Origin of the sequence: Streptomyces sp. NPDC088745 (genome assembly GCF_044751045.1) — a bacterium.
GTDB lineage: Bacteria > Actinomycetota > Actinomycetes > Streptomycetales > Streptomycetaceae > Streptomyces > Streptomyces cremeus.
Genome location: NZ_JBIVLB010000001.1, coordinates 12734 through 33886 on the forward strand (window position 1 = coordinate 12734; position 21153 = coordinate 33886).

Consider the following 21153-nt stretch of genomic DNA (forward strand, 5'->3'; position numbering starts at 1 on the left):
CCGGCGGCGGCCCCCGTGCGCAGCGGCGCGGGGACTGATCAGTCGCGTGCGCGCACGTCCAGGACCGACAGGTCGTTGCGGGCGCGCGGCACGACGACCGTGCCCTTGTCGTCCGGCATCGGCTGGACGGTGAACATCGGCACGCGGTCCTCCATGAGCGTCAGGATGCGGGCCGCGTGCACCGGGCCGCCCGAGACCGACTCCGCGGTGAGCGCGTACGAGCCCTTCAGGCCGGTCGGCACGGGGGCCGCCACCGACAGGGTCGCGCCCGCCTTGACCTTGAACGTCCTGGTGACGGGGGCTCCGCCCTGGCTGCCCGCCGAGGCCGTCACCCTGACCTCGCCGGCGGCGCCGGGCGCGGTGAGCGAGAGCACCGAGCCCTGCGCCCGGTTGTCGGCCACGCTGGAGCGCGCGCCGACGGGGGCGGTCGCGGGGACGTAGGCGACCTCCTGCTTGTCCTTCAGGCCCCGTACGACGCGCAGGGCGGCCACCACCGGGGTCCGCCTGGTGCCCTCCGAGGGGCTGAGCACCAGGGCGCCCGCCTCGCCCCGGGTGACGTTGCCCAGGTCCAGGGACGCCGTCATCCGGGACTTGACGTGCAGGGTCTCCGCCCCGGCCGGGGTGAGGGAGCCGTTGGCGCCCGCCAGTTTCACCTTGAGGTCGGCGTCGGCCTCGCCGGGGGCGAACACCACCAGGCGCACGGAGGTGGCGTCGGCGGGGACGGCCGGGAGCACGACGCCGGGCGCGGGGTCGGCGGAGGCGGTGAGCCAGTCGCCGCCGACCTTGTCCTCCAGCGCCTGCACCGCCGCCCCGACGCGGCCCGCGCGGGTGGTGACGTGCACGGTGGCGTCGTTGACCTTCGTCGCGGACAGGGTGGACAGCAGGACGGGGACGGTGGCGTGCGGCGGGACCGTGATGCCCTCCCCCGCGTCGGACTTGATGACGCCCTGCGGGCCATAGAGCTCGACGTCGGCGACCGCGGCGGAGTTGTCGGGGTTGGTGAGGTGGACGTAGTCCTGGCGGGTCTCGGCGGTGCTCACCCCCGGGAACCAGAATTCGGTGTCCGGCGCGGAGCAGCTCAGGCCGAACAGTCCGCGGCCCGCCCCCTCGCCGCTGACCTTGGTGGTCTGCTGGGCGGCCCAGCCGGGCGCGAGGGCGCCGTCCGCGGTGCCGACGAGGGCCGGGGACTCCCCGCCGTTCGCGGTGGCCGTGACGGGCCTGCCGGGCTCCTTGAGGGTGATGACGGGCTTCTTGGCGGGCTTGCCCGCGACCGTCACCGGCACCAGTTCCGCCGTGCCGGGCTTCGCGTTCGCCGCGCCGCCCCCGGGCGTGAAGGAGGTGTAGGCGGTCTCCGCGAGGTCGGAGGAGCTGGGCGCGGGGCACAGCAGGCCGGAGCGTTCCACGGGCAGCCGGGCGGCCGCCGTGCCGGTGCTCTTCGCGGTGCCGGTTCCGCCCGAGGGGGCGGTGACGGTGGCGAAGCCGGTGACGGCGGCCAGGGCGGCGACGGCGCCGAACAGGGAGAGGGTGCTGCGGTTCATCGGTTGTTGCTCCCGTCGGGGCGCTGCCGGTCGTGGTGCGGGTCGTACGGCCGTCCGTCGCCGGAGCTGATGCCGGTGCCGGTGCCGTGCGGGAAGTCGCCCTGCTCGTCGGCGTAGGGGTCGTACGGCCGGGGGCTGTGGACGGGCGGCTGCCGGAAGGCGGCGGGACCGCCGAAGTAGCCGCTGTCGCCGGCGTCGCGGCCGGCGGGCCCGTCGTCCGGGCCGGCCCGCCGGTCGCCGGGGCCGGCGCCCGCGTAGGGCTCGTACGACTGCTCCTGGCGGGGGGCGTCCTGCGCCTGCGGCTGGTAGCCGTACGGGTCGTGGTCGTATCCGGTGGTGTCGCCGTAGCCCTGCTGCTGCGGCTGCGGGTAGGGCGGCTGGGCGGCGTACTGGCCCTGCTGCCCGTACTCGGCCTCGGCGGCCGCGCCCGCGTACGCCTGGGCGTCCCATTCGCCGTACGCGCCCTGCTGGGGCACTGCCGGGTAGGGGGACTCCTGCTGGTCCGGGTACGGGGCGGCGTACGGGTCGGCCACCGGTACCGGTGCCTGCTCGCTCTCCGTCTCCGCCTCGGCGGCGGCGCGCAGGCGGCGTGCCCTGCGGCCCTCGCCCTCGACGGGGGCGGCCGGGACGTCGGGGGCGGCCGTCCGGTCGGCGTCGGGGAGGTCGTCGTCGATCTCGCGGCGGCGGCCCGGCAGGGCGAGCACCACGAGGACGACGGCGAGCGCGCCCTGGGTCCACAGCCAGGCGGTGTGGGCGAGCGGGGCCTCGTACGTCAGGTCCAGCCTGCCGCCCCCGGTGGGCAGTTCGAAGCCCTGCGCCCAGCCGTCGAGGGTCTTCCCGGTGAGTTCCCTGCCGTCCAGGGTGGCCTTCCAGCCGGGTGCGGCGGTGTCCGCGAGGCGCAGCACGCGGCCCGCTTCGCCGCCCTTGACGGTGGTGTGCGCCTCGATGCGCTGGGAGGCGACGGGGACGGGCTCGGCCCCCTCCTTCGGCGGGACGATCGTGAGGCGGGCCACCTGGCGTTCGACGCGCCACAGGGCGCTGCCGTCGAGCTGGCTGAGGCGGATGAGGCCGGGCGTGGAGTCCAGGACGCGGCTCATCTGCCGGGAGGCGGCGCCGTCGCGCACGAGGACGTAGCGCACGGCGTAGCCGCCGAGCTGTCCCGCCTGGTCGGCGCCGGAGCCCGCGACCAGGTTCGAGACGATCTTGTCGAGGCCGGGGGCGGCGCCGCCCGCCTCGGTGAGTTCGGCGTCGCCGAGGCGGCCGCCGGAGCCGCGCACCAGGGAGTACGCCACCTGGTCGGCGGAGTCGCCGCCGAGCACCAGGGTGCGCGGCTGGTCGCGGGTGGTGGACTCCTCGGCGACGAACGCGGGCACCTGCACCGGGTCGCGGCGGCCGAGGGGGTCCTGGGCGCCGACGAACATCCAGCCGACGGCGGCCAGGACCGGGCCCAGGGCGGCCGCGGCGGCGATCAGGACGGCGACGGGCTGGCGCCAGCCGAAGTTCTGTGAGGCGACGCGCTCCCGGGCGCCGTCGGCGCCGAGCACCGAGGCGGCGATCAGCGCGAGGCCGTACACGAGGGTGGCCGGTCCCGCCCAGCCGTCGCGGTTGGTCAGGACGGCGAGGACGAGGCCGAGGACGGCGACCGCCCAGGCGCTGCGGACGGCGGCCTGGCGCTCGCCGCGCAGCAGGGCGGCCAGCGCGGCCAGCACGATGCCCACCAGGAGCAGTCCGCCGGCGGTCTTGGGGCCGCCGGGGCTGATGCCCAGCAGGTCCAGCGGGGTGGCGGAGCCCGCCCCGAAGGGCCGTCCGGCCTCGCGCAGCAGGGCGGCGGGGTCGGTGAGCAGCGACAGCGACCAGGGCGCGAGCATCAGCACCGGGGTGCCGGCCGCCGCCACGAAGCGCAGGGCGTAGGCGGTGACGTCGTCGCGCCGCAGCACCAGGACCCCGATGCCCAGGAGCACCGCGAGGGGCCACACGACCGGGGTGAAGGCGGTGGCGACGGTCAGCAGGAGCGCGTACGACCACACCGAACGCCAGCTGGAACGCGCACCGGTGCGGGCGCCGCTCGCCGAGACGGCGCACCGGGCGATCAGCGGCAGCAGCACGGCGAGGACGGCGGTGCCGACCCGGCCGCCGGCGAGCGCGCCGGTGACGGCGGGCAGGAAGGCGTACGCGACGGACGCCCAGGCGCGCAGCAGCCGGGACTCCACCAGGGACCGGGAGGCGAAGTACGCGGTGAGTCCGGCCAGCGGCACGGAGCACACCAGGATCAGGGTCAGGGCGGCGTTCGTGGAGCCCAGGAGCAGGGTCGCGAGGGCGGCCAGGAGCGCCAGGTAGGGCGGGGCGGACTGGGTGCCGCCGACGCCGGTGGGGTGCCAGGAGTGGGCGTAGCGGGACCAGAGTTCGGAGGCGCCGTCGGGGGACGGCAGCAGGGCGCCGCCCGCGAGGGAGCCGCCGCCGAACAGGCCGCGGCAGGCGACCAGGGCGACCAGCAGCAGCAGCGCGAAGAGCACCGGGCCCGGCTTGCGGGCGACCTTCTTGACCCGGGCGAACTGCTCGACCTCCAGGAAGTCGGCGTCGTCGCCGCCGGGCCCGGACTCGACGGCGCCGTGCCGGGAGCCCCCGGACTCGGCCTCGCCCGCGCCGCCGAAGGAGCCGGCGACCTGTTCGACGGTGGCGCGCAGGGTGGCGCCGGGCGGCGGGAACAGGGGGCGCAGTTCGGCCGCTTCGACGTTCCCCCTGCCGCGGGCCTTGCGGGCGGCGAGGACGCGTCCGGGGCGCAGCAGGACGCCCATCAGGCCGGTGACTTCGTCGACGGCCTGTCCGGGCACCTTGCCGACGAGGTAGGCGAGGGTGCGCAGGAGGGTGCCGACGACGAGCCGCAGCAGGACGTAGGGGAGGACGGCGCCGCGGGCGTTGGCGAGCATCGTGTAGACGGCGCCGGCCTTGTCGACGCGGTGCGGGTTGGCGACGGAGCGGCCCGCGCAGTCGACGGTGCGGCGTTCGCGGGCGGCGGCCTCGGCGTGCCGGACGACGGCGTCGGGGGCGACCAGGACGCTGTGTCCCGCGGCGTGCGCGCGCCAGCACAGGTCGACGTCGTCGCGCATCAGGGGCAGGTAGCGGTCGAAGCCGCCGAGCTGGTCCCACACGTCGCGGCGGATCAGCATGCCGGCGCTGGAGACGGAGAGGACGGAGCGCACCTGGTCGTGCTGGCCCTGGTCCTGTTCGCGGCGGTCCAGGCCGGTCCAGCGGCGGCCGGAGTTGGCGATGGAGACGCCGACCTCCAGGAGCTGCTTCTTGTCGTACCAGCCGCGGAGCTTGGGGCCGACGACGGCGGCGGTGCGGTCGGAGTCGGCGACGCGCAGGAGCTCGGCGAGGGCGTCGGGGGCGGGGGCGCAGTCGTCGTGGAGCAGCCACAGCCACTGCACGGGTTCGCCGTGCGGGAGGTCGGGCAGGTCGTGGGCGTCGTCGCGCCACTGCCTGCTGACGGGGTCCCAGCCGCTGGGCTTCTTCAGGTACGGCAGTTCCTCGGGGGTGAGGACGGGCGCGGTGCGCACGGCCTCTTCGACGGCCGTGCCGAACCCGGTGCGGCGGGCGAGGTGCAGGACGCGCTCGTCGCCGAGGGCCTCGGCGACGAGGCGGGCGGAGTCGTCGGAGCTGCCGGTGTCGGCGGCGACGGCGTTCTGCACCGGGCGTTCCTGGCCGAGGAGCCCTCGCAGCGCGTCGGGGAGCCAGCGCGCACCGTCGTGGGAGACGAGTACGGCGGTGACGACGTGGCGGGGGAACTCGGGCGGGGTGGCGGCGGCCGCGTACGGGGCCGTTGGCTGACTGACGGACATCGACGTACGGGCCCTCCGGCCGGGGTCCGGGGGTCGCCCCCCGGAAGGCTGGTTAACGCTGACTGCGGCGCACGCGGGTGCCCGTGGGGCGCCGGGTGCGATCGCCGGACAGCGGCCCACACTAACGGCTGCGCATGCAGACGGTCCGCCGCCTGCGGGGAAGGGGCAGGCGGCGGACCGTTCGTTGTGTACTGCCTTGTGCTGTTTTGCTGGGGCGGTGCGGGCCGGGGCACCGCGCGGTGCGGCCGGGGCACCGTGGGCGGCGCGGCTGTTCGTCCGGGGGCCGCTCCGCGTATGCCGCTCAGACCGCGGCCTTCTTCAGTCTCCGGCGTTCACGCTCGGACAATCCGCCCCAGATTCCGAAGCGTTCGTCATTCGACAGGGCATATTCAAGGCATTCCGAGCGGACTTCGCAGGCGAGGCAGACCTTCTTTGCCTCACGGGTGGAACCACCCTTCTCGGGAAAGAAGGACTCGGGATCTGTCTGGGCGCACAATGCGCGCTCCTGCCAGCCGAGTTCCTCGTCCGCGTCCTCGACCAGCAGTTGCTGGAACAGCTCGGTCATGTGCGCCCCTCGTCTGTCTTTTGCTTCCCCGTGATGTTGCCGTCACCGAATCCGGCCGAACGACACGGGTGAAATTACAAGTGTGCAGCTCCGTGCCAGTCAAGCCGAGATCTGCTATTGGGCCCGTTATTCACTCTGCGGAACCAAGGCTATGCGGAAAGTGTTCAAATCGCCAAAAACCATGACACAAGACCTCGCCTCCTCAACGGGTACCCCCGACGGAGAGGAAGACGCGGTGAAGGTGGATCTTGTTGCGGTCCGCTCCGCGAAGCGACTCGGATCACAGTCGGATCACGGGACGGCAACGGTGCGCAGACGGTCGCGGCGCGCGGGCCGGTGACGCGGTGCGCGGGTCCCGGGACGGAACCACGGTCGGTTGCAGCGCGGTCTCTCCACGTCAGCGGCTGCACAAACCTTTCTCCGCCCGGGCTCACCGCATGAGGTGAAAGATTGCCGCCAAACCGGTCATCGAGTTGACAGCCACCGAGGCGGCCCGTCACCTTTGTTCCCATGCCAGCGACCGCAGTGCGCCCCGTACCCCACACCCGTGTGGTCCGCAGTGCTGCCCCGGCCCGCTGTCACTGTTGCTGTCACAGCTGTTGAAGCCACCCGCGCTCCAGCTCCGAGGCCCCGCCGCCGCGCTCTCGCACGCGCCGGCCGCCCGGTACGCCGCACACCCCACCCCGTGTGCACCGCGCCCGCCGCACCCCACGCCCCCGTGCGGCACCCGTTCTGCGACACCCCAGCACTGACTGCCGAGGAACCCCCGCACCATGAACAGCGACAGCGACCTCCAGATCGCCGGCGACCTCCTCGAGGTCCAGCACCTCCTGGCCCCCGCCCGCAAGCACCCCACCACCGTGGCCGGGTTCGCGGGCCTGGCCCGCTCCATCGCCGCCGACCGCTCCCAGTGGGCGCACCTCGTGCGGTACGACGCCACCACCCGCTGGTACCACCGGCTGCGCACCGGCCCCGGCTACGAGGTGTGGCTGCTGAGCTGGGTGCCCGGGCAGGGCAGCGGGGCGCACGACCACGGGGCGTCCTCGGGCGTGCTGACCGTCCTCGCGGGCGAGCTGACGGAGCGCAACGACAGGGGCGCGCGGACGCTCGGCGCCGGGGCGCAGTACGTGTCCGTGCCCGGCCACGTCCACGAGGTCGTCAACGACTCCCTGGAACCGGCCGTCAGCCTGCACGTCTATTTCCCCGGGCTCACCGAGATGCCGATGTACCCGGCGCCCTTCACGACCGCCCGACGGGATGTCAGCACCGCCTGACACACTGCTGCGTATGCGCATTGTGGTTCTTGCAGGCGGTATCGGCGGTGCCCGTTTCCTTCGCGGCCTCAAGGAGGCGGCCCCGGAGGCGGACATCACCGTCATCGGCAATACCGGTGACGACATTCATCTGTTCGGGCTGAAGGTCTGCCCCGACCTCGACACGGTGATGTACACCCTCGGCGGCGGCATCAACGAGGAACAGGGCTGGGGGCGCGCCGAGGAGACCTTCCACGTGAAGGCCGAGCTCGCCGCGTACGGCGTCGGGCCGGAATGGTTCGGCCTCGGCGACCGCGACTTCGCGACGCACATCGTGCGCACGCAGATGCTCGGCGCCGGATATCCGCTCAGCGCGGTCACCGAGGCCCTGTGCGAGCGCTGGCAGCCCGGCGTGCGGCTGATCCCGATGTCCGACGACCGCGTCGAGACGCACGTGGCGATCGAGGAGGACGGCGAGCGCCGGGCCGTGCACTTCCAGGAGTACTGGGTGAAGCTGCGCGCCTCCGTCGACGCGCAGGCCGTCGTGCCGGTCGGCGCGGAGCAGGCCAAGCCCGCGCCCGGCGTCCTGGAGGCCATCGCCTCCGCCGACGTCGTCCTCTTCCCGCCGTCCAACCCCGTCGTCAGCGTCGGCACGATCCTCGCCGTCCCCGGCATCCGCGAGGCCATCGCCAACGCGGGCGTCCCGGTGGTGGGCCTGTCCCCCATCGTCGGCGACGCGCCCGTGCGCGGCATGGCCGACAAGGTGCTCGCCGCGGTCGGCGTGGAGTCGACGGCCGCCGCCGTCGCCCGGCACTACGGCTCCGGGCTCCTCGACGGCTGGCTGGTCGACACGGTCGACGCGGACACGGTGCGGACCGTCGAGGAGGCGGGCATCCGCTGCCGCGCGGTGCCGCTGATGATGACCGACCTCGCCGCGACCGCCGCGATGGCGCGCGCCGCGCTGGAGCTGGCCGCGGAGGTGGGGGCGTGAGCGACTCCGTTACGGGTCCGGGCGCGCCGGAGTACCGCGTGTGGGCGGTGCCCGGCCTGCCGGAGGTCCGCCGGGGCGACGACCTCGCGAAGCTGATCGCGGACGCGGAGCCGGGGCTGGCCGACGGCGACGTCCTGCTCGTCACGTCGAAGATCGTCAGCAAGGCGGAGGGGCGAGTGCTGGCCGCCGACTCGCGCGAGGAGGCCATCGACGCGGAGACGGTACGGGTCGTGGCCCGCCGGGGCGCCCTGCGCATCGTGGAGAACCGGCAGGGCCTGGTGATGGCCGCCGCCGGGGTGGACGCCTCCAACACCCCCGCCGGGACGGTGCTCCTGCTGCCCGAGGACCCCGACGCCTCGGCGCGGGCGATCCGCGACGGCGTGCGGGACGCGCTGGGCGTCGAGGTCGGCGTCGTCGTCACCGACACCTTCGGGCGACCCTGGCGCAGCGGGTTGACGGATGTGGCGATCGGGGCGGCCGGCGTGCGGGTGCTCGACGACCTGCGGGGCGGGACCGACGCGTACGGCAATCCGCTGAGCGCGACGATCGTGGCGACCGCCGACGAACTGGCGGCCGCGGGCGACCTGGTGAAGGGCAAGGCGGACGGGCTGCCGGTGGCGGTCGTGCGGGGGCTCTCCCACGTGGTCTCCGCAGCGGCCGACGACGAGGGCGCGCGGGCGCTGGTACGGGGCGCGGCCGACGACATGTTCCGGCTCGGGACCTCGGAGGCGGTCCGGGAGGCGGTGACGCAGCGGCGCACCGTACGGGAGTTCACCGACGATCCGGTGGACCCCGGGGCGGTGCGGCGGGCGGTCGCGGCGGCGGTGACGGCCCCGGCGCCGCACCACACGACGCCGTGGCGGTTCGTGCTGCTGGAGTCGGAGTCCTCCCGGACCGGACTGCTGGACGCGATGAAGGACGCGTGGATCGCGGACCTGCGGGCGGACGGGAAGTCCGAGGAGTCGATCGCGAAGCGGGTGCGCCGGGGGGAGGTCCTGCGGAGGGCGCCCTACCTGGTGGTGCCGTGCCTGGTGACGGACGGCTGCCACACCTACGGGGACGCCCGGCGGGACGCCGCGGAGCGGGAGATGTTCGTGGTGGCCATGGGGGCCGGGGTGCAGAACTTCCTGGTGGCGCTGGCCGGGGAGCGGCTGGGCTCGGCGTGGGTGTCGTCGACGATGTTCTGCCGGGACGTGGTGCGGGAGGTGCTGGGGCTGCCTGCGGGGTGGGACCCGATGGGGGCGGTCGCGGTGGGACGGCCGGCGGGGACGCCGGGGGCGCGGGGGGAGCGGGAGGCGGAGGACTTCATCACGGTGCGCTGAGGCTTGCCGGGGCGGACGTCCGGCGCGGGCGCTTGCGCGAGGAGCGGCACCCGGGCGGGCCGGGAGCGGAAGGGGGCTGGGCGGGGGACGGCTGCCCGGAGGGCATGCCGTCAGGGGCGCGGGGAACTGCGCGACCAGCCACGACGCACCCGCACGGGACAGGGACCACGGACAGCCCCGCACGGGACAGAGACAAACAGCCCCGCACAGGACAGAGACAAAGGGCACACCCGCAGGAATCCCGTGCACACCTCGCGGCGCCGGCCGCCCCCGGGCACGGTCGGCCGGAGGCCCGCCACGCACCCCGTAGGGTCGAGGAGTGGCAGGAAGATTTCAGCGGCGGCTCGTCCTCGGTCCGCTGCGGCGCGGCGGGGCGGACCCCACGTACCGGGTGGCGCAGGACGGGTCCGTCTGGCGGGCCAGCCGTACCCCGGAGGGGCCCGGGACGCTGCGGGTGACCGAGACCGACGCCCGGGCGTGGGGCCCCGGCGGCGACTGGCTGCTGCGGCAGTTGCCCCTGCTGCTCGGCGAGGGCGACCGGCCGGAGGCGTTCGTGCCCCGCCACCGGGTCGTGGCCCAGTCCCGCCACCGCCACCCCGGGCTGCGGCTGTGCCGGACCGGGCTGGTGCTGGAGTCGCTGATCCCGTCCGTGCTGGAGCAGAAGGTGACGACCACCGAGGCGCACCGCTCGTGGCGGCACCTGGTGCGCACCTTCGGCGAGCCCGCGCCGGGGTCGGACTTCCCCGGCGCGCCGCCCGGCCTGTACGTGATGCCCGACCCCGGCGGCTGGGCCCGCATTCCCTCCTGGGAGTGGCACCTGGCCAACGTCGACGCCAAGCGGGCCGACACCGTCGTACGGGCGGCGCGCGTCGCGGCGCGGCTCGAAGAGGCCGCGCACATGCCGTACGAGCAGGCGAAGAAGAGGCTGGAGGCGGTGCCGGGCATCGGCCCGTGGACCTCGGCCGAGACCCTCCAGCGGAGCAACGGCGCCCCCGACGCCCTGACGGTCGGCGACCTGCACCTGCCGGGGATCGTCGGCTACGCCCTCACCGGCGAGCGGGGCGCGACCGACGCCGACATGCTGGAGCTGCTGGCCCCCTACGCGGGCCAGCGGCACAGGGCCGCCCGGTACATCCTGCTCACCGGGCTGACCCCGCCCCGGCGCGGCCCGCGCCGCGCCCCGGGGCGCTTCTCCCACCTGTGATCACTGGTCGGACGAGAAGCGGACCGAGGCGGCCGGCAGGACCGCGTCGCACCACACGCGCATGCCGTCGCGCAGCTCGTTGTCCGCTCCGACCCGCGCGCCGTCGCCGATGACCGCGCCCACCAGGTGCGTACGGGAGCCGATCCGCGCGCCCGCGCCGACCAGGGAGTCCCGGATCACCGCGCCCGGCTCGATCACCGCGCCCGCGAGGACCGTCGAGCCCTCGATGCGCGCCCCCTCACCGACGACCGCGTCCGCGCCGATCACCGTGCCGCCGGTCAGCTTGGCATCACCGGCGACGGCCGCGCCCGGCATGACCAGGCAGTCGCCGCAGCGGCCCGGGACGGCCGGGGACGGCGCACGCCCCTGGACCAGGTCGGCGGAACCGCGGACGAAGGCCTGCGGGGTGCCCAGGTCCAGCCAGTACGTGGAGTCGACCATGCCCTGGAGGTGGGCGCCGTTCGCCAGCAGGTCCGGGAAGGTCTCGCGCTCGACGGAGACCGGCCGACCGGTGGGGATGGTGTCGATGACCGAGCGGCGGAAGACGTAGGCGCCCGCGTTGATCTGGTCGGTGACGATCTCCTCGGGCGTTTGCGGCTTCTCCAGGAAGGCGGTGACCCGGCCCGTCGCGTCGGTGGGGACCAGGCCGAAGGCTCTGGGGTCCTCGACGCGGGTGAGGTGCAGGGAGACGTCCGCGCCCGACGCGGAGTGGGTGTCGACCAGGGCCTCGATGTCGAGGCCGGTGAGGATGTCGCCGTTGAAGATGAGGACCGGCTCGTCGGGGCCCGAGCGCAGGCGGTGGGCGACGTTGCGGATGGCGCCGCCGGTGCCCAGCGGCTCGTCCTCGGTGACGTACTCCAGGTGCAGGCCGAGGGAGGAGCCGTCGCCGAAGTGGGGTTCGAAGACCTCGGCGAGGTAGGAGGTGGCGAGCACGATGTGTTCGACTCCGGCGGCCCTGGCGCGGGCGAGCTGGTGGGTCAGGAAGGGCACGCCGGCTGCCGGGACCATGGGTTTGGGGGTGTTCACCGTGAGGGGGCGCAGCCGGGTTCCCTTGCCTCCGACCAGGAGGATCGCTTCAGTCACCTTGTCGTCTCTGCTTCCTGCTGGGGCCGGGCCGGATGTGGCTGGCCAGTGTATGCAGACTGTTCGATACGTCCCGGTCAGCGGCCCGCCCGAAGGGAGCGCCGGCGCCGCGGTGAACTTCCCGGCCTGCACTTCCGGCCCCGGACGGCGGGGCCCCGGGATCAGCGTCCCTGCAGGCGGGCCGCGGCCGAGCGGGTGGCGCCGAGCTTCTGGTAGAGGCGGCGGCCGGGGCATTCGGTGGCGAAGCCGTCCCGGTGGCCGGAGATGACGTTCAGCCGGACCTTCCTCCCCTTCTTGTAGAGGTTGCCTCCTCCCGAGGTGAGCTGGGTGACGCCCCGGGGGTTGGCGCCGTGCAGTCCGAGTTTCCAGGCGGTGAGCTTCGCGACGGCGTTGACCGCGGCGGCGGGCGGAGCGGTGCTGGTGTACGTCCCGAGGACGGCGATGCCCATGCTGTTGGTGTTGAAACCGAGAGTGTGCGCCCCGAGGACCGGCTTGGTCACACCTCCGGCGCGCCCTTCGTAGACGGTGCCGCACTTGTCGACGGCGAAGTTGTAGCCGAAGTCGCGCCAGCCGCTGCTCTTGACGTGGTAGCGGTAGATACCGCGCAGGACGGAGCCGGACTGCGAACACCGGTATGCGTTTCCGGACGCGCTGTGGTGGATGAAGGCGGCCTTGATGGTCCGGGTGTAGACGCTGCCCTTCTCCCTCAGCCGCTCGTCCGCGCCCCAGCCCTTGCGCAGGACGATGCGCGGCCGGGGCCCGATGCGCGGACCCCGTACCCCGGCCTGCGCTTCCGTTTCGGCCGCCCGCAGCCCGGCGGCGGCGGCCTCGGCCTCCGTCTCGGCCCGGGTCAGCTCCGGCAGTTCCCGGGACGCGGCGGACGCGCGGGAGGTGTTGCGGGGCGGTTCGGCGCCGGGGTCGACGAGGTCGAGCCGCAGGCCCTCGGGCAGGGGGCCGCCCGTGGGGCGGACCCGGGCCTGGACGGCGTCGGAGGCGCCGACCCACAGGGGCGCCGTCGAGCCGTGCGCACGGGTCTCCGCCGTGCCCGGGTCGGCCGCGTCGGCAGAGTGCGCGTCGAGCTCCTGCCAGCGCGACCACTCACCGGTGGCCACCGCTCTCGTACGCACCTGGACCTGCCCCTCCAGTACGGCACGGGGGTCGTCCCAGACCACGCCGACCAGCGAGAACGGGGCCACGTCACCGGAGTTGAGCCCGCGGGCGGCCGCCTGCGGCACGGCCCGGTCGAGGCTCCCGGCGAGCGGGGCCAGCGGCAGGGAGCGGGTCGAGCCGGGAAGCCCGGGGAGGTCCGCCGTCTGCGCGCCCGCCAACTGCCGCCGGTCCGCGGAGCCGTCCTCGGGCAGGACGAGCGGGAGCACGAGAAGGGCCGCGCAGGTGACGCCGATCGAGGAAGCAAGGAGTGCACGCATGCAGCCGATAGTGGTCATACCGGCATAAATCTGTCCATCGGTGAAAGGGCGGTCCATCCGCCGGACGGGTGGCCCCGGCCGCCCCGCCCACGCCGCCGGGGCCGCGCCGGGCGACGTACGCTCGCCAGATGAACTCCACCGACCGCACCCCTGCCGACCTGCTGCGTTCCGCGCTCGCGACGGACCCGGGCCGCCCCCTTGTCACCTTCTACGACGACGCGACGGGCGAGCGCGTCGAACTGTCCGTGGCGACCTTCGCCAATTGGGTGGCCAAGACCGCCAATCTGCTCCAGGGCGACCTGTCCGCCGGGCCCGGCGACCGGCTCGCGCTGCACCTGCCCGCGCACTGGCAGAGCGCGGTGTGGCTGCTGGCCTGCGCATCGGTGGGCGTCGAGGCGGACGTCGCGGGCGATCCGGCCGCGGCGGACGTCGTGGTCAGCGGCCCGGACACGCTGGAGGCGGCGCGCGCGTGCCAGGGTGAGCGGGTGGCGCTGGCGCTGCGGCCGCTGGGCGGACGCTTCCCGGCGGCCCCGGAGGGCTTCATGGACTACGCCGTCGAAGTCCCCTCCCAGGGCGACCGGTTCGCGCCCTTCGCCCCCGTGGACGCCGACGAGGCCGCCCTGTCCGTCGGGGGCACGTCGCTGAGCGCGGCGCAGGTCGTGGAGCGGGCGCGCGCGGACGCGGAGGCGCTCGGGCTGGGACCGGGGTCGCGCGTGCTGTCGGGGCTTCCGTACGACACGTGGGAGGGGCTGTCCTCCGGTCTGTACGCGCCGCTGGCGTCCGGCGCCTCGGTCGTCCTGGTCCGCAACATCGGCGAGCTGTCGGCGGCGGGGCTGGCCAAGCGCGTGGAGAGCGAGCGCGTCACGCACACGCGCGGGGCGTAGCGGCCGTACGCCCTCCGGCACGGCTCGGCAGGGCGGCCCAACCGGTGAACCGGGGCCCCGCTTCGCCGGCGCGCGACGGGGCACAGGACATGATCGATGGGACGCACAACCAAGCGCCGGGTTCAGCCGTCTACTCCTGCGATCGGCGGCCCAGCGCGCCGCCGACCCGTACGAGGATGGACGACGACGTGACCGAGACCGCTGGCACGCCCCCCGAACCGGACCGGCCGGCCGCGGCCCCGGAACCCGGGCCCGGAGAAGGGGCGCACCCGGCGGACGACACGCCGCGGACATCGGCACCGGCACCGGCACCGGCACTGGCAGGGGAGACAGCGGAAGCGCCGGCGCCGGACGCGGCAGGAGCCCCGGCACCGGACACGGCCTCCCCCGGCGCGCCGGACGCCCCCGCACCCGACGGCGGCGCGGGCGCCGGTGCCGGTGCCGGTGCAACTGCCGCACCCGCCGCCACCTCTGGCGCCACTGCCACCGCCGCCACCGCCGTCCCGGAGAAGGACGGCCTCCCGCACCACAAGCGGCACTGGGTGCGCCGGCTGGCCGCCGGGGCCGCGGTCGTGGTGCTCGCGGCGGCGGGGGCCGGCTGGTACTTCTACAACAAGCTCGACGGCAACATCACCACCGACACCGACGCCGCCGCCGAACTCCGCGCCTGGGACAAGGAGCGCCCCACCCAGGCCCCGGTGGCGCTCAACGCGCTGAACATCCTGCTGATCGGCTCCGACACCCGCGCGGGCGGCAACAAGAAGTACGGGCGCGACGAGGGCACCCAGCGCTCGGACACCACGATCCTGCTGCACCTGGCGGCCGACCGGAAGAGCGCGACCGGCGTCTCGCTGCCGCGCGACCTGATGGTCGACATCCCCAGTTGCACGAAGGCGGACGGCACCCGCACCCGGAAGATGTTCGCGCAGTTCAACTGGGCGTTCGAGATGGGCGGCACGGCCTGCACGATCCGTACCGTCGAGAAGCTGACCGGCATCCGGGTCGACCACCACATGGTGGTGGACTTCGAGGGCTTCAAGCACATGGTGGACGCGGTCGACGGCGTCGACGTCTGCCTGAAGGAGCCGATCGACGACAAGGACGCGCACCTGAAGCTGGCCGCGGGCCCGCAGACCCTCAACGGCGAGCAGGCGCTGGGTTATGTGCGCGCCCGCAAGTCGATCGGCGGCGGCAGCGACACCGAACGGATGGACCGCCAGCAGCAGTTCCTCGGCTCGCTCGTCAACAAGATGCAGAGCAACGGCGTGCTGCTCAACCCGACGAAGCTCTACCCGGTGCTGGACGCGGCGACGAAGTCGCTGACCACCGACCCCGGCCTGGCCTCGCTGCGCGACCTGTACGACCTGGCGTCGAGCATGCGGAACGTGCCCTCGGAGCGGGTGCAGTTCCTGACCGTGCCCAGACAGCCGTACCGCTACGACCGCAACCGGGACGAACTGGTCCGGTCCCAGGCCGAGAAGCTCTTCCGGCAGCTCCGCGAGGACGCGCCCGTCTCGGTGGCACCTCCCAAGTCGCCCGACAAACAGGGTGAATCGGGCGACGTTTCCGCGATCGATTCCCCGGGCGGGGGAACGGCCGAACCCGGGACCGAGGACGGCCGGAAGCCCGACGCCTCGGGAACGCCCACCCCCGTCCCGACCCCCACGTTCACCGGAACCAGCGCCGCCGCGGACCTGTGCGGGTAAAGCGATGTCCAAGTCCGGGGCGTCACCCGTTGCGCTTTGTGCGTATTGCCCGGTTGTAAGGGGCGTGCAATTTGTCACTGCCGTCGCTGGGCGCTGATCTGTCCCGATAGTGTGACGCGATCCAGTGCAACGAGCCGCTGCTCGGATCACGCACGCACGACTGGACCGAATGATGAGCCGCCTGGGGGGAGGCGCCTCGCGTGGGACCGACGGAGGACTCAGGCAACCGTGGACGCGCACAGCCGTGGGGCGGACGAGATCGACCCCGCCGACCAGTGGGTTCTCAACCCGCACACCGGCAACTACGAACTGCGACTGGACAATTCCGCAGGGTCCGCGCGAGGTGCGGGGCAGCCTCAGGGCAGTCCGCGCGGCCAGGTCCCGCGGAGCCGCGGCGACGGCGCCGCGCCGCGCCGTGACGTACCCGCGCAGCGGAACCGCGAAGGCGCGCCCCGCGGCGGAGCGCCCCGCGGCCGGGCGCCGCACGGCGAGGGCGCCGCCGCGCAGGCGGGCCGCCGCAAGCGCAAGCAGCCCAAGCAGGGCGGCAAGAAGGCGCTGAAGATCACCGGTGGTGTGGTCGGCGTGGTCCTGGTGGCGGGCTCGGCCGGCGCGTACGCGCTCTACCAGCACTTCAACGGCAACCTCAAGTCGGTGGAGATCTCCGGCGGTTCGGGCGGCTTCAAGAAGGACCAGGCCATCAACATCCTGGTCATCGGCACCGACAAGCGCACCGGCGACGGCAACGAGGGCTACGGCGACAAGAACAGCCCCGGCCACGCCGACACCACGATCCTCTTCCACGTCTCCAAGGACCGCACCAACGCGACGGCGGTGTCGATCCCGCGCGATCTGAAGACACGGATCCCGGACTGCCCCACCAAGCAGGAGGACGGTTCGGACAAGATCATTCCGGGCAGCGCCTTCGCCCGCTTCAACACCAGCCTCGGCCAGTCGGGCCGCGACCCGGGCTGCACGATGCGCACGGTCAAGGAGATCACCGGGCTGACCGTCGACCACTTCATGATGGTCGACTTCAACGCGGTGAAGTCGCTGACCACCGCGATCGGCGGCGTCGAGGTCTGCGTCGCCAAGGACGTGAACGACAAGAAGTCGCACCTGAAGTTGAGCAAGGGCAAGCACGTCATCGAGGGCGAGCAGGCGCTGGCCTTCGTGCGCACCCGGGGCGCGTTCGGCCTGGGCTCGGACCTCAGCCGCATCCAGACGCAGCAGCAGTTCCTGGGCGCGATGCTGCGCAAGATGAAGTCCAGCGAGACGCTGACCGACGTCGGCAAGCTCTACAGCCTGGCCGACGCCGCGACCAAGGCACTGACCGTCGACACGGGCATCGCGGGCCTCGGCAAGCTGAAGTCCCTCGCCGAGGAGGTCTCCGCCGTCGACCCGAAGAACATCACCTTCACGACCCTGCCGGTCGACGACAACCCCGACGAGCCGAAGGGCGCGAAGGCCACCGTCGTCGTCAACAAGGCCAAGGCCGACGCCCTCTTCTCGATGCTGCAGTCGGACGTCTCCCTCACCGAGGTGAAGAAGAAGGAGAAGGCCGAGCAGCAGGACCGGCAACAGGCCCTGCTCAAGGGCGAGAAGGCCGCCGCCGAGGACGTGCGGGTCAACGTCTACAACGGCAGCGGCAAGGGCGGCGCCGCCCAGGAGACCCTGACCTGGCTCCAGGTCGAGAAGGGCGCCAGGCTCGCCACCAACGGTGGCAATTCGCCGGAACCCGACGCCGCGAAAACCACTCTCACCTATGGAGAGAACCAGGCCGACCAGGCTCGCGCACTCGCCGCGATGATGGGCCTGCCCGGCTCGGCCCTCAAGCCGAACGGCAGGCAGGCCGGAGCCCGTGAGGCGATGACGCTCACGCTGGGCAAGGACTTCGGCGGCCCGGGCAAGCCGCTGGGCGCCCCGGCGAAGGCGCCCGAGGGCATCCAGCAGGCCAACGCCGGCACGTCGGTCTGCGCCCGATGACCTCGCGCCACCGGGTGCGGAACGGAAACTGAAGAGAAGTGAGTGGGGGCCCGGTGGGCAACAGCAGCGTGCAGGGGCAGGGGGCCCGGGCCCGCAACCTCGGCTGGGACGACAGTCTCTACGAGGACGCGGACCCGGACGCGGGACCGCGGTCGAACGGGGCGGCCGGCGTCGGCCACGGCGGAGGCCGCCGCGGCGGCTCGCGCCGGCGCGGCCCCGAGGGCGGCAGGGGCAAGCGGATCCTGCGCTGGGGAGCGGTGTCCCTCGCCGTGCTGATCCTCGGTACGGCCGGCGCCGGATACCTCTACTACCAGCACCTCAACAGCAACCTGCGCAGCAGCGCCCGCAGCGGCGGCGAGGGCCCGGACAAGCCGAAGGCGAACGCGGCCGGGCAGACCCCGCTGAACATCCTGCTGATAGGTTCCGACAGCCGCGCCGACCCCGAGAACGTCAAGCTGGGCGGCGGCAAGGACCTCACGAAGAACCCGCCGCTGGCCGACGTGCAGAAACTGCTGCACGTCTCCGCCGACCGCAAGCACGCCTCGGTGGTGAGCATTCCGCGCGACACCCGGGTGGACATCCCCGAGTGCAAGGACGAGAAGACCGGCAAGGTCTCCCCGCCCACGAACACCATCATCAACAGGGCACTGGCGCTCGGCGGCCCGAGCTGTGTGCTGGACACCTGGCAGAAGCTCACCAACATCTACATCGACCACTGGCTGATGATCGACTTCTCCGGTGTGGTGCAGATGGCGGACGCCGTGGGCGGCGTCGACGTCTGCCTCAACCAGGGCGTCTGGGACAAGGGGACGCGGGGCCAGAAGGGCGGCTCGGGCCTCAAGCTGGCCAAGGGCCCGCACACCATCCAGGGCGAGCAGGCCCTGCAGTGGCTGCGCACCCGGCACGCGTTCTTCAGCGACAAGGGCCGCGCGAAGGCGCAGCACATGTACATGAACTCGATGCTGCGCAAGCTCCAGGACGAGAACGCCTTCACCAACGTCGGCCGGATCACCGGACTCGCCGACACCGCGACGAAGGCCCTCACGGTGTCCACCGAGATCGGCACGCCCAAGAAGCTCTTCGACCTGGCGATGGAGCTCAAGAACGTCCCCTCGGACAGCATCACCATGACCTCGCTGCCGACCGTCGCGGACCCCCGGAACCCGCTCGCCCACTACGTCGTGGACCCCAAGGACTCCCCCAAGGTCCTCAAGCTGCTCCAGGACGACATCCCGTTCGACAAGAACGGCGGCGCGTCCGACGGCAAGGGGCAGAAGAAGCCCGCCGAGAAGCCCGCGAAGAAACCTTCGGCCGCCGTCGGCGAACTCGCGGTGACCGTGCAGAACGGCACCGGCGGCGACCCCCAGGGCCCCGCCACCGGCCGGGCGTCCGCCGTCGCGCAGATCCTCGCCGGCAAGGGCTACACCCGGGCCTCGGCCGCCAAGGGCGGCCCGAACCTCGAACGGACGAGGGTCAGCTTCCCCAGCGCCGAACTGGAGGGCGACGCCCAGGCCGTCGCCAAGGCGCTGGGCCTGCCGCCGTCCGCGGTCAGCCGCTCCACCGACGTCTCGGGCGTGACGCTGACCGTCGGCTCCGACTGGCGCAAGGGCACCAGCTACCCCAGGGCCGAGGTGCCGAAGGCGGGCGACGTCCCGCAGTCCGCCGAGGCGGTCAAGGGCAGCGACAAGGGCTGCATGGACGTGTACGGCCCGTACCAGTGGAGCGGCAGGGACTGACGCCGCGGCGCGCCTGAGCTCCGGCGCGTTACCGCGAACGGGGGACAGCCGCGCGCGGCGGCCGGGCGGGTCCGCCGGTCTGGAGATCGTATCGGCATACGGTACGAGGCGATCTGCGTCCTGTGCCCCCAGCGGAGGTGTCCCCCGTGCCCGTGCCGCCCCGACAGCCCGCCCGACGCCGCCCGCACCGCCCCCGCGACCGGCGCCGCAGGCAGGACGAGCGGCCGCACTGGGGGCTGCGGGTGGCGACCACCCTGTCCGTGCTGGTGCTGGCGGCGGGCGGGGTCGGGCACGCGGTGGTGACCGGCATGAACACCGGGATCGACCGGGTCGACCCGTTCAAGGACATGAAGAACCGGCCCGAGACGGAGCCGGGACGCGGCATGAACATCCTGCTGGTCGGCACCGACGGCCGGGACAGGATCACCCAGGAGGAGAAGGAGAAGTACCGGCTGGGCGGCGCCCCCTGCCACTGCACCGACACGGTCATGCTGGTGCACGTCTCGGAGGACCGGGAGCGGGCCAGCGTCGTCAGCCTCCCGCGCGACAGCTACGCCGAGATGCCCGAGCACACGGACGAGACCACCGGCGAGCACCACCGCGCCCACCCCGTCAAGCTCAACGCCGCGTACGCGGAGGGCGGGCCCGGCCTGACCACGCGCACCGTCGAGCACATGACCGGGGTGAAGATCGACCACTACCTGGAGGTCGACTTCACCAGCTTCATGAAGACGGTGGACGTGCTCGGCGGCGTCGACATCTGCACCACGACCACCCTCAAGGACAGCTACACGGGTCTGGACCTGGCCCCCGGCACCCACCGGCTGGGCGGCGGCCAGGCCCTCCAGTACGTGCGCTCCCGGCACGTCGACGGGGCCTCCGACCTGGGCAGGATGCAGCGCCAGCAGCGGTTCCTGGCCGCGTTCATCGCCAAGGTCACCGACAGCGGGGCGCTGCTCAACCCGGTGCGCTTCCGCGAGGTCGCCTCGACGCTGCTGGGCTCGGTGCGGGCCGACCAGGGCTTCGGGACGCGGGAGATGCTGGCCCTCGGGCAGGCGATGCGGGGCTTCACCCCGGCGTCCTCGGAGTTCACGTCGGTGCCGGTCGGCGAGATGAGCTTCCCGGTGAAGGGCATCGGCTCCACCCTGAAGTGGGACGACGCCAAGGCCGGGAAGCTCTTCCAGGCGCTGCGGGAGGACCGGCCGCTGGGCGTCCCGCGCCCCGCGAAGCACCGGGCGACCCCGGTGGACGTCTCCCCGGAGCAGATCCGGGTGCAGGTGGACAACGGGACGCGCGCCGCGGGCCTGGGCGGGCGCGTCGACGCGGCACTGCGGGCCACCGGCTTCCGCACCACGGGCACGCCCGGCAACGGGGTGCGCCGGGACCTGGCCCGCACCCTGCTGACGTTCGACCCGCGCTGGGACCGCAGCGCGCAGTCCCTGGCGGCGGCGCTGCCGGGCTGCGAGCTCAGGCCGGTCAGGGGGCAGGGCGGCCTGATGCGGGTCACGGCGGGGGCCGACTACCGGGGCGTGACGCCGGTGCGGGCGCAGGACGCGCACCAGGGCGAGTTCGGGGTGGTGACCGGGGACCAGGTGGTGTGCCCGTGACCCGGGGACCCGGCG

Annotated in this window: 14 protein-coding genes; 9 read left to right on the forward strand and 5 right to left on the reverse strand. The window is 73.7% G+C overall.

Annotated features, from left to right (window positions below; translation table 11 throughout):
• Positions 1 to 38: 38 nt before the first annotated feature.
• The 3 genes from ACIP93_RS00060 to ACIP93_RS00070 form a co-directional block, all read right to left on the reverse strand.
• Positions 39 to 1538 carry a DUF5719 family protein gene (locus tag ACIP93_RS00060; protein WP_401753938.1) on the reverse strand — a complete coding sequence of 500 codons (1500 nt, stop codon included), beginning with the start codon at positions 1536 to 1538 and terminating at the stop codon, positions 39 to 41.
• On the reverse strand, positions 1535 to 5377 hold the full coding sequence (locus ACIP93_RS00065) for a glycosyltransferase (RefSeq protein WP_401753941.1): 3843 nt from the start codon (positions 5375 to 5377) through the stop codon (positions 1535 to 1537). Before ACIP93_RS00065 ends, ACIP93_RS00060 begins: the two co-directional genes overlap by 4 nt.
• 301 nt (positions 5378 to 5678) lie before the next feature.
• Complete coding sequence (locus tag ACIP93_RS00070) at positions 5679 to 5942, reverse strand: WhiB family transcriptional regulator (RefSeq protein WP_030927001.1); 264 nt, start codon at positions 5940 to 5942, stop codon at positions 5679 to 5681.
• 773 nt (positions 5943 to 6715) lie between these two features.
• On the opposite strand from ACIP93_RS00070, the gene ACIP93_RS00075 reads away from it, so the two are divergent.
• From ACIP93_RS00075 to ACIP93_RS00090, 4 genes are all read left to right on the forward strand, one after another.
• Positions 6716 to 7216, forward strand: a complete 501-nt coding sequence (locus ACIP93_RS00075; RefSeq protein WP_401753944.1) for a cysteine dioxygenase — start codon at positions 6716 to 6718, stop codon at positions 7214 to 7216.
• 13 nt (positions 7217 to 7229) lie between these two features.
• On the forward strand, positions 7230 to 8186 hold the full coding sequence (gene cofD, locus ACIP93_RS00080; RefSeq protein ID WP_345222323.1) for a 2-phospho-L-lactate transferase: 957 nt from the start codon (positions 7230 to 7232) through the stop codon (positions 8184 to 8186).
• Positions 8183 to 9508, forward strand: a complete 1326-nt coding sequence (locus tag ACIP93_RS00085; protein WP_401753946.1) for a coenzyme F420-0:L-glutamate ligase — start codon at positions 8183 to 8185, stop codon at positions 9506 to 9508. The genes cofD and ACIP93_RS00085 overlap by 4 nt, the downstream gene beginning before the upstream one ends.
• A gap of 319 nt (positions 9509 to 9827) precedes the next feature.
• Complete coding sequence (locus ACIP93_RS00090; protein ID WP_345222318.1) at positions 9828 to 10712, forward strand: DNA-3-methyladenine glycosylase 2 family protein; 885 nt, start codon at positions 9828 to 9830, stop codon at positions 10710 to 10712.
• Here ACIP93_RS00090 and ACIP93_RS00095 read toward each other — a convergent pair whose 3' ends face one another.
• Positions 10713 to 11795, reverse strand: coding sequence for a sugar phosphate nucleotidyltransferase (locus tag ACIP93_RS00095; protein WP_401753949.1), 1083 nt, complete (start codon positions 11793 to 11795; stop codon positions 10713 to 10715).
• A gap of 161 nt (positions 11796 to 11956) precedes the next feature.
• Entirely contained in the window at positions 11957 to 13222 is a 1266-nt protein-coding gene (locus ACIP93_RS00100; protein ID WP_401753952.1) for a peptidoglycan recognition protein, read from the reverse strand.
• A 128-nt stretch (positions 13223 to 13350) separates the two neighbouring features.
• Here ACIP93_RS00100 and ACIP93_RS00105 point away from each other — a divergent pair, with 128 nt between their 5' ends.
• From ACIP93_RS00105 to ACIP93_RS00125, 5 genes are all read left to right on the forward strand, one after another.
• Positions 13351 to 14106: a TIGR03089 family protein gene (locus tag ACIP93_RS00105; RefSeq protein ID WP_401753955.1), complete on the forward strand. Its 756-nt coding sequence runs from the start codon at positions 13351 to 13353 to the stop codon at positions 14104 to 14106.
• Between the two features lie 188 nt (positions 14107 to 14294).
• Positions 14295 to 15812 (forward strand): LCP family protein, encoded by a 1518-nt coding sequence (locus tag ACIP93_RS00110; protein ID WP_401753958.1) that lies wholly within the window; start codon positions 14295 to 14297, stop codon positions 15810 to 15812.
• Positions 15813 to 16040: 228 nt separating this feature from the next.
• Positions 16041 to 17795 carry an LCP family protein gene (locus tag ACIP93_RS00115; RefSeq protein ID WP_345222307.1) on the forward strand — a complete coding sequence of 585 codons (1755 nt, stop codon included), beginning with the start codon at positions 16041 to 16043 and terminating at the stop codon, positions 17793 to 17795.
• 53 nt (positions 17796 to 17848) lie between these two features.
• Positions 17849 to 19531: an LCP family protein gene (locus tag ACIP93_RS00120; protein ID WP_401753961.1), complete on the forward strand. Its 1683-nt coding sequence runs from the start codon at positions 17849 to 17851 to the stop codon at positions 19529 to 19531.
• A 146-nt stretch (positions 19532 to 19677) separates the two neighbouring features.
• Positions 19678 to 21138: an LCP family protein gene (locus ACIP93_RS00125; protein WP_345222302.1), complete on the forward strand. Its 1461-nt coding sequence runs from the start codon at positions 19678 to 19680 to the stop codon at positions 21136 to 21138.
• Positions 21139 to 21153 lie beyond the last annotated feature (15 nt).

What these genes read in the sequence shown, in the direction of transcription:
- ACIP93_RS00065 (WP_401753941.1), bottom strand. Translation starts at nt 5,377, where the DNA reads ATGTCCGTCAGTCAGCCAACGGCCCCGTACGCGGCCGCCGCCACCCCG.
- ACIP93_RS00105 (WP_401753955.1), top strand. Translation starts at nt 13,351, where the DNA reads ATGAACTCCACCGACCGCACCCCTGCCGACCTGCTGCGTTCCGCGCTC.
- ACIP93_RS00100 (WP_401753952.1), bottom strand. Translation starts at nt 13,222, where the DNA reads ATGCGTGCACTCCTTGCTTCCTCGATCGGCGTCACCTGCGCGGCCCTT.
- ACIP93_RS00070 (WP_030927001.1), bottom strand. Translation starts at nt 5,942, where the DNA reads ATGACCGAGCTGTTCCAGCAACTGCTGGTCGAGGACGCGGACGAGGAA.
- ACIP93_RS00060 (WP_401753938.1), bottom strand. Translation starts at nt 1,538, where the DNA reads ATGAACCGCAGCACCCTCTCCCTGTTCGGCGCCGTCGCCGCCCTGGCC.
- cofD (WP_345222323.1), top strand. Translation starts at nt 7,230, where the DNA reads ATGCGCATTGTGGTTCTTGCAGGCGGTATCGGCGGTGCCCGTTTCCTT.
- ACIP93_RS00075 (WP_401753944.1), top strand. Translation starts at nt 6,716, where the DNA reads ATGAACAGCGACAGCGACCTCCAGATCGCCGGCGACCTCCTCGAGGTC.